14 protein-coding genes and 1 pseudogene are annotated in these 13,332 nt (G+C 60.1%); 13 read left to right on the top strand and 2 right to left on the bottom strand.

From position 1 onward, the window contains the following. Positions 1-7: 7 nt before the first annotated feature. The 7 genes and pseudogenes from OC605_RS13905 (at position 8) to OC605_RS13935 (ending at position 6,902) form a co-directional block, all read left to right on the top strand. Positions 8-421, top strand: coding sequence for a TIGR03750 family conjugal transfer protein (locus OC605_RS13905; protein ID WP_262137763.1), 414 nt, complete (start codon positions 8-10; stop codon positions 419-421). Next, positions 418-1,059 (top strand): PFL_4703 family integrating conjugative element protein, encoded by a 642-nt coding sequence (locus tag OC605_RS13910; RefSeq protein ID WP_262137764.1) that lies wholly within the window; start codon positions 418-420, stop codon positions 1,057-1,059. The genes OC605_RS13905 and OC605_RS13910 overlap by 4 nt, the downstream gene beginning before the upstream one ends. Next, complete coding sequence (locus tag OC605_RS13915; RefSeq protein ID WP_262137765.1) at positions 1,056-1,868, top strand: TIGR03749 family integrating conjugative element protein; 813 nt, start codon at positions 1,056-1,058, stop codon at positions 1,866-1,868. The genes OC605_RS13910 and OC605_RS13915 overlap by 4 nt, the downstream gene beginning before the upstream one ends. Beyond that, on the top strand, positions 1,858-3,375 hold the full coding sequence (locus tag OC605_RS13920; RefSeq protein ID WP_262137766.1) for a TIGR03752 family integrating conjugative element protein: 1,518 nt from the start codon (positions 1,858-1,860) through the stop codon (positions 3,373-3,375). Before OC605_RS13915 ends, OC605_RS13920 begins: the two co-directional genes overlap by 11 nt. Next, positions 3,338-3,754 carry a TIGR03751 family conjugal transfer lipoprotein gene (locus OC605_RS13925; protein WP_262137768.1) on the top strand — a complete coding sequence of 139 codons (417 nt, stop codon included), beginning with the start codon at positions 3,338-3,340 and terminating at the stop codon, positions 3,752-3,754. The genes OC605_RS13920 and OC605_RS13925 overlap by 38 nt, the downstream gene beginning before the upstream one ends. Next, positions 3,754-6,503 (top strand): annotated as a pseudogene (locus OC605_RS13930) (conjugative transfer ATPase). The gene OC605_RS13925 and the pseudogene OC605_RS13930 overlap by 1 nt, the downstream one beginning before the upstream one ends. Before the next feature lie 126 nt (positions 6,504-6,629). Further along, positions 6,630-6,902: an HU family DNA-binding protein gene (locus OC605_RS13935; protein ID WP_262137769.1), complete on the top strand. Its 273-nt coding sequence runs from the start codon at positions 6,630-6,632 to the stop codon at positions 6,900-6,902. Positions 6,903-7,033: 131 nt separating this feature from the next. Here OC605_RS13935 and OC605_RS13940 read toward each other — a convergent pair whose 3' ends face one another. After that, positions 7,034-7,306 (bottom strand): LasR-specific antiactivator QslA, encoded by a 273-nt coding sequence (locus tag OC605_RS13940; RefSeq protein ID WP_154845263.1) that lies wholly within the window; start codon positions 7,304-7,306, stop codon positions 7,034-7,036. A gap of 169 nt (positions 7,307-7,475) precedes the next feature. Here OC605_RS13940 and OC605_RS13945 point away from each other — a divergent pair, with 169 nt between their 5' ends. From OC605_RS13945 to OC605_RS13965, 5 genes are all read left to right on the top strand, one after another. Then, positions 7,476-7,730: a helix-turn-helix domain-containing protein gene (locus OC605_RS13945; protein WP_069551348.1), complete on the top strand. Its 255-nt coding sequence runs from the start codon at positions 7,476-7,478 to the stop codon at positions 7,728-7,730. A gap of 105 nt (positions 7,731-7,835) precedes the next feature. After that, positions 7,836-8,792, top strand: a complete 957-nt coding sequence (locus OC605_RS13950; protein WP_262137771.1) for a TIGR03756 family integrating conjugative element protein — start codon at positions 7,836-7,838, stop codon at positions 8,790-8,792. After that, entirely contained in the window at positions 8,789-10,171 is a 1,383-nt protein-coding gene (locus tag OC605_RS13955; protein ID WP_262137773.1) for an integrating conjugative element protein, read from the top strand. Before OC605_RS13950 ends, OC605_RS13955 begins: the two co-directional genes overlap by 4 nt. 3 nt (positions 10,172-10,174) lie before the next feature. Then, complete coding sequence (locus tag OC605_RS13960) at positions 10,175-10,483, top strand: hypothetical protein (RefSeq protein WP_262137774.1); 309 nt, start codon at positions 10,175-10,177, stop codon at positions 10,481-10,483. A 10-nt stretch (positions 10,484-10,493) separates the two neighbouring features. After that, the gene (locus tag OC605_RS13965) at positions 10,494-12,032 is read left to right on the top strand and encodes a conjugal transfer protein TraG N-terminal domain-containing protein (RefSeq protein WP_262137776.1); all 1,539 of its coding nucleotides are present in this window, start codon (positions 10,494-10,496) and stop codon (positions 12,030-12,032) included. Here OC605_RS13965 and OC605_RS13970 read toward each other — a convergent pair. Then, positions 12,025-12,432 (bottom strand): DUF3742 family protein, encoded by a 408-nt coding sequence (locus OC605_RS13970; protein ID WP_262137778.1) that lies wholly within the window; start codon positions 12,430-12,432, stop codon positions 12,025-12,027. The genes OC605_RS13965 and OC605_RS13970 overlap by 8 nt on opposite strands. Positions 12,433-12,888: 456 nt before the next feature. On the opposite strand from OC605_RS13970, the gene OC605_RS13975 reads away from it, so the two are divergent. After that, a complete protein-coding gene (locus OC605_RS13975) occupies positions 12,889-13,218 on the top strand; it encodes a hypothetical protein (RefSeq protein WP_262137780.1) in 330 nt (109 codons plus the stop codon). Positions 13,219-13,332: the final 114 nt, after the last annotated feature.

Consider the following 13,332-nt stretch of genomic DNA (forward strand, 5'->3'; position numbering starts at 1 on the left):
GGTCGGCATGAACGACACTATCGAACGCCTGGCCGACGGCACCTTGGTCTTTCTTCCAGAGCGACTCAATCGTGATCCCGCCGTATTGCGCGGGTTGACCAATGATGAGATGTGGGTAGCACTCGGCGCCGGCGCCGTCATTGGCCTGCTGCTGGGCGTTCCTCTAGCGATTGCCACCGCTTCCATTGCCGTAGCGCCGACCGGCATGATCGCCGGCATGGCGCTGGTGTTATTGGCCGGTGGCACGCTCCTGCGCCGGGCCAAACGGGCTCGCCCCGAGACCTGGCTGTACCGCAAGCTCGAATGGGTACTGGCTAGCCGTTGGCGCTTGGGTCGCGGAAGTTTGATCCTGCACTCCGGTGCCTGGACGGTTCGCCGTTCGCGTCGACTGCGCCCAGCCCTGTCCCGGTGGCAGCCATGAGCCGATTTCGGAACAAGGTCGATGCCCAACGGGCGCATATCTTCAGCCTGCGTCTGGCGGTAGTGATTCTGGCCCTGGTCTGTGCCGGACTTTGGTATGGCTGGCGCTCGGCACCGACCGATCTGACGGTGCATGTCCCCCCGGATCTGCGCTCGGGCAGCACGCGCAAGTGGTGGGATGTCCCCCCAGAGAATGTCTATGCCTTTGCCCTGTACATCTTTGGCCAGCTCAACCGCTGGCCCTCGGATGGCGAGAAGGATTATCGTCGCGCCATCTATGGCTTGCAGTCCTACCTGACACCCGCCTGCAAGGCCTTCCTCGACGGTGATTATGAGTACCGCAAGGCCGCCGGCGAGTTGCGCCAGCGGGTGCGTGGCGTCTACGAAATTCTGGGCCGAGGCTACAGCGAGCATCCTGAACTCCGGGTCAAGCAACTCGACCGTGACAGCTGGCTGGTCAAGCTCGACCTCAACGCCGATGAATATTACGCCGCTGAACCGGTGAAACGGGTGGTGGTGCGCTATCCATTGCGCGTGGTGCGTTTTGACCTGGATCCCGAGCGCAACAAGTGGGGGCTAGCGCTGGACTGCTACCAGGGCACTCCGCAAAAAATCTCCCTGCCTGGAGGTGAGCCATGAAGCGGATGTCGACCCTGGGACTCACCGTCGCACTGATGTTATGGGGAGCTGCAGCGCAGGCCGTCGAGTTGATGCACTGGGAACGCCTCCCCCTGGCGGTTCCACTGGTGATCAATCAGGAGCGGGTGATCTTTGTCGATGAGGATGTTCGCGTCGGCGTGCCCTCAACCCTGACGGACAAGCTGCGCGTGCAGTCAACCGGCGGCACGTTGTACCTGCTAGCATCAAAAGCCATTGCCCCGACCCGCCTGCAATTGCAATCAGTCACGACGGGCGAGATCATCCTCCTGGATATCGCGGCCACGCCCGGCGATCAACCGCTGGAGCCCGTGCGTATTCTAAAGAATGCTCCGGTGCAGGCTGCCGAGGCTGAATCGAGCACCGTCCCTGTTCCACAACGTACACCGATCCCGGTCGCGTTGACCCGCTATGCCGCACAGAGCCTGTACGCGTCGCTGCGCACCGTAGAATCCCTACCCGGCGTAAGCCGCGCACCACTCAAGCTGCGCAGCGAACTGCCGACCTTGCTGCCGAGCGAAAACGTGTCCAGCACCCCCGTCGCCGCCTGGCGACTCGGTAATTACTGGGTGACGGCGGTGAAGTTGCGCAACCGTGGTACAGCGACGGTGCAACTCGATCCGCGCCGGCTTCAGGCCAAGCTGTTCGCCGCGGCCTTCCAGCATGCTTTCCTCGGGCCGGTCGGCAGTGCCGAAGACACTACGATCGCCTACCTCGTCACTCGCGGTGCCGGCCTCGAACAAGCGGTGCTGCTCCCGCCCGTTGCGCGAGGTGCTGACGATGAAAGCTAACGCCTTGCTCAAATGGCTGGTACCGGCTGCGCTGCTGGGCGTGGTGCTGATCATCCTGAAAACCTGGGTCCCGGGTGGCAGCACGCCTTCTCCAGAGCACCCGGTTGATCAGGGCAATATTCAATTATCCGCCGAGCAGGCCAAGTCGCTCGGCATTGCGGGCGATACCCCACGCGACACGGTCGCCACCCTGGTCGGCCAGGTGAAGGCCATGCGCAGCGACATGCTCGGTTTGAAGAAACACAACGATTCGCTGCAGACGGAAAACAACCGCCTGCGCGAGCGGGAAAACAGTGTCGATTCGCGTATCCAGACCGCGCTGGGCAGTGTGACCCAGCAGGTCGACGAAGGCCGCCGCCACGCCAACGAGGCCCGGCTCAAAGCGGAACAAGACAGTCGTCAGGCTCGCGGCCTGCTGACGCAATTGCAGGAGCAATTGTCGGGGCTGGCTGGCAAAGGCAAGGACATGCCGATCGGATTGGGGCTTGAGCCCGGCGACGGCGCTCAGTTCGAAGGGCGACACTCTACCAATGATGCGCTGCAGTGGATTGAACCCTCGGATGCTCCGTCCACCGACGCCAGAGGCAAAACCACGACTTCCTCCGCACTGAGCCTGCCTACCGCTTTCAACTCTCTGGAAGGCTTGAAAGACAACGCGATTGATCGCAGCCAGAAACAGCTACGTGCAGTTACCAAGGGTGAGCGCGACCTGACGCGATCCGTTGATCGTACCGAAGACGCGAAGCCGGTCTACACCATTCCCGAAAACGCCACGCTGATGGGCTCGGTCGCCATGACCGCGCTGATCGGCCGAGTCCCGGTGGACGGCACCGTGAATGACCCCTATCCCTTCAAGGTGCTGGTCGGTCCGGAGAACCTGACCGCCAACGGCATCGACCTGCCGGACGTCGCGGGGGCCGTGATGAGCGGCACGGCGTCCGGTGACTGGACCCTGTCCTGCGTACGCGGACAGGTCGAGTCAATCACCTTTGTGTTTACCGATGGCACCATCCGCACGGTGCCTCAGCCGAAGGCGGTAGCCAGCCGCAATGCCTCCACCACCCAGAGCTCGAACACCGACAAGATCCGTGGTGGACTCGGTTACCTGTCCGATCCGTATGGCATTCCTTGCATTGCCGGCGAGCGCCGCTCGAACGCCCAACAGTACCTCGGCAGCCAGAGCCTGATCACTGCCGCCGGCGCCGGTGTTGCCGCTTTGCTCGGGGATGAGCAGAACAACAGCAGCGTGATCAGTTCGGGTGGCAGTACGCTCGGTGTCACCAGCAGCACGGGCAACAGCGCGCTGAATTCAATTCTCAGTGGCGGGGTCAGCGACATCCGTGAGTGGGTCAACAAACTCTATGGCGAAGCCTTTGCTGCCGTGTACGTGCCACCGGCCGCCCAAGTCGCCCTTCACCTCGACCAGGAGATCACCATCGACTACGAGCCCAAGGGCCGGAGCGTTCGCCATGAAAAAGACCCTGCCTCCCTGCCTGATCTGGATTAGCGTGTTCTGCTGGGGCCTGGCAGGGTGTTCTACCGACAAGGACACGCTTCTGCCTCATGGCGAGCAAACCATGCTGGACATCTGGAACGGCGCCGGTTCGCAAGGCACTCAGCAGCAACTGCTGGAGGTTCGGCAGCAGCTACGCCGCCCGCTGGCTCCAGCAGATGTCTCCGCGTCTCTCCAGGAGCCGTATACGCGCACCGCGGCGAACGAGATCCGCAACCTGTTCCCTCGCCTGCCCAATCCCGATCTGGTGCTGTACGTGTATCCGCATTTGAGTGGTACCGAGCAGGCGCCGGTCCCGGGTTACTCGACCGTCTTTCCGTTCTACCAACGGGTGCAGTACGCGTTGCCGGGTGAACGTCAGGAAGACTTGTAGTGCGTGCCGGCGATGCGGGCAACCGCACTTCTGCATGGAAAGCCTGGCGCCATCCATTGCGCCCTCGCGCCACCTTGGCCGATGAAGCCGCACTCTATGCGCATAACCCCAGCTTCACCGATCACCTACCGTGGGTCGAATACCTCGACACCGAGCAGTGTTTTCTGCTGGATGACAACCGCTCGGTGGGTGCCGTGTTCGAGTTGCTGCCCATTGGTACTGAAGGGCGCGAACCCGATTGGTTGATGACCGCCCGCGATGCCCTAGAGGATGCCCTGCAGGACAGCTTTGACGAGCTGGACCAAGCGCCGTGGGTGGCGCAGTTTTTCTGCCAGGATGACAACGACTTCTCCCCCTACCTCAATCGGCTCACTGGCTATATTCAGGACAGCGCGCGAGGCACTGTCTTCACCGAGGCGTATTTGCAGCTCAGCCGCCGTCATCTGCAGGCCATCGCCAAGCCGGGTGGGCTGTTTGAGGATAAGGTGGTGACGCGCCTGCCCTGGCGTGGCAACAACCGCCGGGTGCGCCTGGTGGTCTATCGTTGGCTCGGGTCTGGCGCTGAGGAGACGGGACTCAGCCCGGTGCAATCCCTGCAACAGGCTTGCGAACGTATCGGTGCTTCGTTGCAGGCATGCGCGGTGCAATCGACGCGAGTCGATGGCCGAGGTCTGTATGCCTGGTTAGTGCCCTGGTTCAATCCGACACCCAGGCTCACCGATGAAGCACCTGAGGAGTTCTACCGCCGCGTGGCCTATCCGGAGCCAGGCGATGGCGAGTCGCTGGAACTGCCCTTCGATCATGACTTCGCCGAGCGGCTGTTCTTCAACGAACCGCGTTCGGATGTGCAGCACGGATTCTGGTTTTTCGATGGTCAACCCCATCGGGTCATGGTGGTGGACAAGCTGCGGCGGGCGCCCTTGATTGGTCAACTCACCGGAGAACCCCGCAAGGGCGACGCGGTGAATACGCTGTTCGACCAGTTCCCCGAAGGTACGGTGATGAGCCTGACCCTGGTGGTCAAACCGCAGGATGTGCTCGAAGAGCAGTTGAACCGCTTGGCGCGCAAAGCCATCGGTGAAAACCTGGCCTCGACCCAGACCCGCCAAGATGTCGAAGTGGCTCGCGCGATCATCGGCCGCCAGCACAAGCTGTACCGCGGAACCCTGGCGTTCTACCTGCGCGGTAACGATGAACAGCAGTTGCACCAGCGCTCTGTCAGCCTGGCCAGCGCGTTGCTGGGTGCAGGGCTGCAACCAGTACGTGAAGGCGACGAGGTCGCCGCCTGCAACAGCTACCTGCGCTGGTTGCCGATGGCGTACAACCCGGCCTGCGACGCGCGCAACTGGTACACCCGCCTGATGTTTGCCCAGCACCTGGCGAACCTGGTTCCGGTGTGGGGCCGCAGCACCGGCACCGGCCACCCAGGTATCACCCTGTTCAATCGTGGTGGTTCGCCGTTGAGTTTTGATCCGTTATCACGCCTGGACCGAGCCATGAATGGTCATCTGCTGTTGTTCGGCCCCACCGGCGCCGGCAAGTCGGCCACTCTGGTTACCCTACTGATGCAGGTCATGGCCGTGTACCGCCCTCGCCTGTTTATCGTCGAGGCCGGCAATTCATTTGGCTTGCAGGGCGATTACTTCGCGACACAAGGTCTGTCGGTCAATAAGGTCCAATTGAAACCTGGTGCCTCGGTCAGTCTCGCCCCCTTTGCCGATGCCTGGCGCCTGGTCGAGCAGCCGGATCAGGTGGCGAGTCTGTCGATCGATGAGCTGGACGATGAGGCGGTAGCCAGTCGCGAAGACCAACGCGATGTTCTCGGCGAATTGGAAATCACCGCTCGCCTAATGATCACCGGCGGCGAGGCCAAGGAAGAAGCCCGCCTGAGTCGAGCCGACCGCAGCCTGATCCGCGAGTGCATCCTCGATGCGGCGCAGACGTGTGTCGCGGCGGGTCGCCAGGTACTGACCCGCGACGTGCGCGACGCTTTATTACGCGTCGCCGCTGACCCGCACTTGCCGGAGAAGCGTCGCGAGCGTGCCCAGGAAATGGGCGAGTCCATCGACCTGTTTTGCCAGGGTTTCGAGGGTGAGTTGTTTGATCGCGAGGGCACGCCTTGGCCCGAGAGCGATGTGACCATTGTCGACTTGGCCACTTACGCTCGCGAAGGCTACGAGGCACAGTTGTCCATCAGCTACATCAGCCTGATGAACACCGTGAACAACCTCGCCGAACGCGACCAGTATTTGGGGCGGCCGATCATCATGGTCACCGACGAGGGCCATATCATCACCAAAAACCCGCTACTGGCGCCATTCGTGGTCAAGGGGACGAAGATGTGGCGCAAGCTCGGCGCGTGGTTCTGGCTGGCGACGCAAAACCTTGCCGACTTTCCCACTGCCGCGCAGACCATGCTCAACATGATCGAATGGTGGATTTGCTTGAACATGCCGCCCGCGGAAATCGAAGAGATTGCTCGCTTCAAGAAGCTCACGCCGGCACAGAAAGCCTTGCTGCTCTCCGCCAGTAAGGAGCCGAGTAAATACACTGAGGGGTCGTGCTATCGAAGAAGCTCGAAACGTTGTTTCGGGCCGTGCCGCCGAGTCTTTATCTCGCCCTGGCCATGACGGAGCCCGAGGAAAAAGCCGAGCGCTGGACACTAATGCAGGAAAACGGCTGCTCGGAGTTGGAAGCGGCTTTTCAGGTGGCTGAGCGCATTGACCAGGCCCGTGGAATCGGGACGTAAGTATCGATTTGAAGCCCAAATAGCGTTACATCTACACAGGGCTGGAGAGAGCGGCTTTGTGCTGGATATGCCCGAACTATCTGAGTAGATTACTCGTCACCATTCAGCCAGCACAAGGAGTCATACATGAATAAAAACGATCTCGTCGAGGCCATAGCGAGCTCCGCCGACCTCCCGAAGTCCACTGCCGGACGCGCGCTGGAAGCCCTCACAACCATCATATCCACTGCGTTGCAAAGCGGTGAGAACGTCATCTTGGTTGGTTTTGGTACATTTGCGGTGAAAGCGCGTGCAGCGCGTGACGGCCGTAACCCTCAAACTGGGGCCACCATCAAGATCGCAGCCGCGAAGACGCCTAGTTTCAAAGCCGGTAAGTCGCTGAAAGACGCGGTTAACTAGAGGCTGGTGGCGATTACCCAATACCAACTCTGCGAGAGCGCTGGTATTGGGGCTTCAGCAGCCGAAACGCTTGCTGAACTCCGGGAGCCGTTCAAGCCATGAGTATGAACGCGTCTTAAACGTCGTTTTTCTCAGCTTTGATTTGGGCTGGGTGACACACTGCTTAGCCGCTGCTGAATCCTCAACAGGAATCCGGCTTCGAAGGCATCCTGGCAGTCACCGACAGGAAAGGTCTTGCGGGTTTGCGCCAGCTCCCACCACAGGGGAATCTCGCCGGGCGTATCAAGCCAAGCCTGAGCACATTGCACGCCACGCTCGATCATCGAGGCAAACTCGTTGCCCCAAGGTGTCAGAAGACTTGGGCAACCATCCGCCGCAGGAATTGAAATGTAGTTTTCGTCCATACACACCCTAGATTTTTGATTTATTGTTAGACGTTGGGCCCAGCTTCGAAAAGCTTAACGAAGCCAAATGAACGCTCGATAACAGGCATGAGCATCAAATGGCCTAGGTCAATGCCAATGTAGACTATATCCCGTGGATTGAGAGTCCCTCAAGGCGCAACTTGCGCGCATGACTCAAGACTACGAACAGCTTCGTCTGCAGCTGGCGGAAAACATCCGCTTGATGCGACGCGTGAAAAACCTCACCCAAGAGCAGCTCGCGCTCATGGCCGAGGTGGATCGCACGTACGTCAGTCAAATCGAACGATGCACGGGCAATCCGTCGCTGTTGGTCCTGTGCAAGCTCGCCAATATTCTCGAAATCACCACAGATCAGCTACTTGCAGAACCCGATACTCTGCGCAGCGCCCTTCACGTCAAATAATAGTCTCACGGTTCACAAATCCGATAGATCCGCCTTCATAATTTCCACTGACAGTCTTCAGTCCGTAATCGAACCTGCCCAGGCCATACACCGAGAGCCTGGATCATGCCTGTTGCCTGCTCGTCAATCTCGCCCACAAAGCTACGGCCCCTGGCGCTGAGCATCCTGCTGGCGTGCGGCCCAAGCGTGGCGCTGGACACCGCCAGCATCACGTCCTCCGTGCTTTCGCCAAATTGCCTCGCCTACAGGGTCGTCGGCATTTGTTTCTGGCTCCTCTGCACGCCCTTCGGCTGCACAGTCAAGACCTCGACCAAGGTTCGTCATTTCATTCCTGAACTGGTGGTCTCAAGCTACGCCACCACCGGCAATAACCCTTGGGCCGAGATGGCTACCCTCTCCTCTCCCATCAGTGGTGCGGGAGGTGGCGGCAACCTGATCACGCCGAACACCCAGCGCGACAACCTGCCCCGCTTCAAGAATGTTGATGGCATCGGCCACCCCGGAGGTTGGGCTGCCACGCAATTGGCTTCGCAATCCGGCTATGCCTGCGCCAGCGGCGCTATTGCGTTCATGCCCTACTACCTGAGTACCCTGGACTCACTGGCCTGGCGCCATGGCATCCCAGAAAGTCTTTACCCCGAGTCGCTCATGCCGGGAATCCGTGAAATTGGTCGTCAGGCTTCGGGAAACATGTGGGGCAACGTTTATCCCCGGCAGGGCTTTCTGGTACAGCCCGACGACTTCAAGGCGGCCGCCGTCATGGCGCAACGGGCCGGCGATGTGATTACTCGCAACTGGCAGCCGCATGTGTACGTACCCCTCACGCCCGCCAAACGCGACGGCTACTGGCCGCCAGGCCCGATCGTTGAAAACGACGCGTCGACCCACAAATGGCAATTGCTCTACCCTCAGGTGCAGCCTACGTGCGCCATCTTCCCCAGCGGTCCGGTCCAGAGCGCGGATGGCGGCTATGCCTGGTCGTTGTGGCGTCCTTATAGCTGCTGCAAACGCGAGGGGCAGACCTTCCTGTTCAGCATCGACTTCGAAGGCGGTGCTGCATGAATAGGCTTCTCGCACAACCCTGGTTGACCACTATGAGTCTGGTGCTCTACGGACTGCTCGCCATGGCCACACATGCCCACGCCGCCGAAGGCGATTACCGCCTGGGCACTCAAGGCGAAGTGCTCGATGACCGAGTGATGTACACCATTGGAGGCGGTTCGGCAGTCGGCTCACCGAGCTCGCTTTACCGACCCAGCGGTCTCGGTGTCGGCGGATCTTGGCGAGCGAACATGATGTGCGGAAACATGAGTCTCACCAACACCCTGCAAAACCAGCTGAACGGCGCCACTGAAGGTTTCCAGCAGATCATGGGCAACATCGTGCAGAACGCAACCCAGGCGGTGATGTCGCTGCCGGCGTTGATCATCCAGCGCGCCAATCCCGGTCTCTATGAGTTGCTCAGTAACGGGGTGATGCAGGGTCGCATCGACTTCGACCGCTCCAAGCTGACCTGCCAGGCCATGGCCGAGAAGATGGCGGACAAGGTCGGTCAAGCCGGCTGGGGCGCGCTGGCCAAGAACCAGGAAATGCAGGGCAATCTGGAGCAAACCGGTGGCGATGCGGTGGCGGCGGTGAAAAACACAGAGGCCCGCAACGGCAACAATGGCGTGTCCTGGGTCGGCGGCTCGAAGGCTGGTGGGAATGGGCAGACGCCCATTCGGGTGACCGCCGACGTGGTGCGCGCGGGCTATAACCTGCTGCATAACCGGTCGGTGGACGACAGTGCCTCGATCAGCAGCAGTGATTGTCTGGGCGGGGCTATTTGCCAGACTTGGGCTTCGCCCCAGGAGGAATCCGAATGGGCCGTTCGGGTGTTGGGCGAGAGCGAAGTCGCAACTTGCGACAGCTGCGAAACCCTGCGTGCGACCGCTGGCAGCGGACTGACGCCGCTGATTCAGGAGGCCTACAGCGAACGCCTCAAGGCCCTGCAAGGGCTGCTGTCGGGCTCACTGCGGCCTACCCCTGACAACCTGGCGAAAGCCTCCAGCCCGATGCTGCCGGTGACCCGTGGCGTGATTGAAGCCCTGCGCGACGATCCCGACCAGGATCTGTTGGCACGCCGCCTGGCCAGTGAGACAGCCTTGTCCAGCGTGCTCGACAAAGCGTTGCTGCTACTGCGCACCCTGCTGGCGGGCAGTCACGAACCGAACATCGCCTCCGCCGAGCCGGCCCAAACCGCCTTGACGAAAAACATCGACGCTCTGGAGCGCGAAATACGCCTGCTGCAGACCGAACTGCAGGTCCGGCAGATGCTGGCCACCAACACCGCCAGCCTGGTGCTCGATCGGCATGCCGGTGGTGCCGATGCTTCGCGTACAGTCGAGCAAGGCGACCCCGAGCCCGGTCGACTCAATGATGCTGACGCCGGACGAAAGTAAGCCATGAAACGTTCACGGCTGTTCACTTTGCTTTCGAGTCTGGGGATTGCCGCGGTGATGATCCTGAGCGCCGCACTGGTCGCCTGGATCGGCCGCGCTGTGCTGGGTAGTTTCGACGCCTGGCAGCAGGCATTCGAATCCGTACGACCCTATCTGCGATGGTGGCGTGCCCTGCTCTACGGCGCCCTCTTTGCGCTCTGGTGGGGTCTGCTTCGGTGCTACCGACATCGACCCCAGGATCGACTGCGCGTGAAACGCATCGGGACATTAGGGCTCGTGCTCTTTACCTGCGTCGAGCTCACCCGACTGTGAGGTCACCACCATGCTCATGAGCACCAACAGCTACCTGGAGTTTTACCTCTCCCTGCTGGCCTGGATCATCAACAACGGCCTCTGGAGCGTCCTGTCCGACACCGGACTGTTCGCCGCGCCCTTTGGTGCAATCATCCTGCAAGAATGGTTGTCTGCCCGTCAGCAAGGCGCAGATGAAGGCAACAAGGGACTATTGTCGGTACCGCGAATCGAGAACCGGCTGTGGCTGGCCTACATCGTCGTGTTGTTCGGCTGCGCGCCGGTCTTTCCGTTGAGCCTCACGTCAATAGCGTTCGATGATGTGGCGAGCCAGCGCTGCGGCGTGAGTATGGCCAAGCCGGCGGAAACCGCCTGGGGGACGACCTTCAATACCATCGGCGAACGCTCCGCTAACGTGCCGATCTGGTGGTTTCTCGTGCATGCCTTGAGCAAAGGGGTAACCGCGGCGGCCACCGCCTCCATCCCTTGCGCACCGGATATTCGGCAGATGCGCATGGAGATCGACAGCTCGCGTATCAACAGCCAGGTCCTGCTGCAGGAAGTCGCCGACTTCACCCGCGATTGCTATGGCTATTCCCGTTCCCGGCTGTTCACCAATCGCCCGCAGTTGGACAAGGCACAAAGTCATGACGCGTCCTGGATCGGCTCAAGCTATTTGCTCGACACGCCCGGCTACTACGATACGGATCGGTCACGCACACCACGAGTCAGCTGGCCCTATGACGAAAGCCGCGATGTTTCCCTACCGCGGCTGGAGAATGGCGCGGGCTACCCCACCTGCAAGCAGTGGTGGAGTGATAGCGGTGTTGGCTTGCGCGAGCGCTTGATCCAGCAGGTCGATCCCTCGCTGCTGACTCAGCTGAAAGGTTGGTTGACTGGTCGTTCGAGCAACGAGATCAAGGATGCCACCCTGCGCGAGCTGGTCAGCCCGCGCCAGCAATCGATGTCCATGTCGCCCGGAGCGGTGTACCAGGACTATGGCTCCAGCGCCCGCGGCGGCTCGATCAATCAGGGGCTCAATAACCTCGCCACCAACACCGGGTTGGCCCTCGGCTCCTTCAGCAACTTCCCGGCGATGAATGCGCTACGAGCTGCCCTGCCCATGGTGCAGGCCTTCCTGATCATCGGCGTCATCATCAGCTTGCCGCTGATTCTGTTGGTCAGTACCTATCAGCTGAAGACCGTCATGACCGTGACGTTCGCGCTGTTCACCTTACACATGCTGAGCTTCTGGTGGGAACTGGCTCGTTGGGTCGACTCCAGCATGCTCGATACCTTGTACAACCAGGTTTCGGCGTCCAATCAAGTACTGTTATCGCTGCCCACATCCGGGTTTATGGATGGGACTGTCACCGCGCAGGTGATCGAGTATGTGATGGGGGCGATGTTCTTGGTGCTGCCTGGACTGTTTTTGGTCGCCATGAGCTGGGCTGGCTACTCAATCGGCAACAGCCTTGAGGGGATGTTAGGTGGTGCAAGCAAAGCCGCGCATGGTGCAGCGGGCAAAGGAACGGATCAGTTGATGGGTGCTACGAAGAAGCTTACCTGACGTCATCAGATGATTTGAAATGACCTATGTAATGGCCATTGTCATCGTAGTTGCTAAGATAGGAGTTAGCCCCAAGGTAGTCAGGACCTGGATTGTCCTCTTCAAAATCCGTGTCGATGACAGCCTTGGACTGCAGAAGGGCAATCACAGCGATCACTAGCACAACAGAAGCGACCAGCCAGAAACCGATAAAGAGCAGCCCTCCGATCATTGCCAGTTTGGCAATCAGAAAGCTCCCGCGAACAAGTAATTTACCTGCGGGCATTCCTGCCGTCACCGCACGCTCAGCCACGCGGGACTCAAACGCTTTCAACTTGCGATACCCGCGCTTTATCGACATGCCACAGGTATATGCCCAGCGGTGGGCACGCGAATTCTGAACAGGGTTCTGAGTCGGCATGGTCTCGCCCTCTTCTGAGCGTTTTCATGGTTGAGACAGGAGTAACAGCCTACTACTGAAAACGGTCCGTGCCTGACCGTTTATCAGTTTGCCCAGCCGAAAAATCTTCGCTGGAAGACAGAAGACAAGCCCCGTGAAACAGCGTCTCTACAGTCATTGACCCATACAAATCGTCCGGCTAAATACAAGGTACGGATCGCTGTTATCGACAGCACCCCGCCCAGGTAGCCAGAACCTTCAAGGCTACGTCACTTCGATGATGGCTCTCCCCAAGTGCGATTAGCGTTCGGTAGCTCGCACGGTGACCGTTTCTACGGTGATGAACGCCTACTGCTCTCCTGAGCGCCTTTCGAGCTCTGCTCGTCAGGAAAACCCTCTTAATTTTCTTCAACCCACTGCGGGGAAATCTTTTCCCGCACGGGACAGGTTTCTTCGCGTTTTCAACGGAGACATACCATGCCCGACTCACTTACACCGGAAGCACTGAACACCCTTCGGTTGCCCATCGTGTTCACACCTGGCGCATGGCAACGCGCAGTACAGCTCGAGTGTTCCGATCACGCTGGGAAGCTGCAGATCGATCGGTTGAGCCACGTATTGCGCGCAGCCTTCGAAGCCCACCTCGCCAATCCACAAAAGCTCTATGTGCTGTTCGAGGTAGTCCACATTGAACCAACCGATTACTTAGACCACGATTCGTTGCTGCAATTGAGTCTCAACCTACTCCAAGAACCGGGTCAACCTGGCGCCTTACTGATAGCGCTTGCAGGAGAACACCAGCGCTAAGCGCAATTGGCGGCGCCCACCTCCACATTCGGACGGCATGCAAGACCTGCATCAATCCAGCCCATCACCCCACCGGGGAACCCTCCCCCGGCGGGCAAGGCGTTCCTTCGTTTT

Source organism: Pseudomonas sp. Marseille-Q5117 (genome assembly GCF_946901175.1).
Lineage (GTDB): Bacteria > Pseudomonadota > Gammaproteobacteria > Pseudomonadales > Pseudomonadaceae > Aquipseudomonas > Aquipseudomonas iranensis.

Excerpts from the sequence above, each read along its gene's own strand:
- OC605_RS13905 (WP_262137763.1), top strand. The coding sequence starts at position 8 with ATGAACGACACTATCGAACGCCTGGCCGACGGCACCTTGGTCTTTCTT.
- OC605_RS13910 (WP_262137764.1), top strand. The coding sequence starts at position 418 with ATGAGCCGATTTCGGAACAAGGTCGATGCCCAACGGGCGCATATCTTC.
- OC605_RS13915 (WP_262137765.1), top strand. The coding sequence starts at position 1,056 with ATGAAGCGGATGTCGACCCTGGGACTCACCGTCGCACTGATGTTATGG.
- OC605_RS13920 (WP_262137766.1), top strand. The coding sequence starts at position 1,858 with ATGAAAGCTAACGCCTTGCTCAAATGGCTGGTACCGGCTGCGCTGCTG.
- OC605_RS13925 (WP_262137768.1), top strand. The coding sequence starts at position 3,338 with ATGAAAAAGACCCTGCCTCCCTGCCTGATCTGGATTAGCGTGTTCTGC.
- OC605_RS13935 (WP_262137769.1), top strand. The coding sequence starts at position 6,630 with ATGAATAAAAACGATCTCGTCGAGGCCATAGCGAGCTCCGCCGACCTC.
- OC605_RS13940 (WP_154845263.1), bottom strand. The coding sequence starts at position 7,306 with ATGGACGAAAACTACATTTCAATTCCTGCGGCGGATGGTTGCCCAAGT.
- OC605_RS13945 (WP_069551348.1), top strand. The coding sequence starts at position 7,476 with ATGACTCAAGACTACGAACAGCTTCGTCTGCAGCTGGCGGAAAACATC.
- OC605_RS13950 (WP_262137771.1), top strand. The coding sequence starts at position 7,836 with ATGCCTGTTGCCTGCTCGTCAATCTCGCCCACAAAGCTACGGCCCCTG.
- OC605_RS13955 (WP_262137773.1), top strand. The coding sequence starts at position 8,789 with ATGAATAGGCTTCTCGCACAACCCTGGTTGACCACTATGAGTCTGGTG.
- OC605_RS13960 (WP_262137774.1), top strand. The coding sequence starts at position 10,175 with ATGAAACGTTCACGGCTGTTCACTTTGCTTTCGAGTCTGGGGATTGCC.
- OC605_RS13965 (WP_262137776.1), top strand. The coding sequence starts at position 10,494 with ATGCTCATGAGCACCAACAGCTACCTGGAGTTTTACCTCTCCCTGCTG.
- OC605_RS13970 (WP_262137778.1), bottom strand. The coding sequence starts at position 12,432 with ATGCCGACTCAGAACCCTGTTCAGAATTCGCGTGCCCACCGCTGGGCA.
- OC605_RS13975 (WP_262137780.1), top strand. The coding sequence starts at position 12,889 with ATGCCCGACTCACTTACACCGGAAGCACTGAACACCCTTCGGTTGCCC.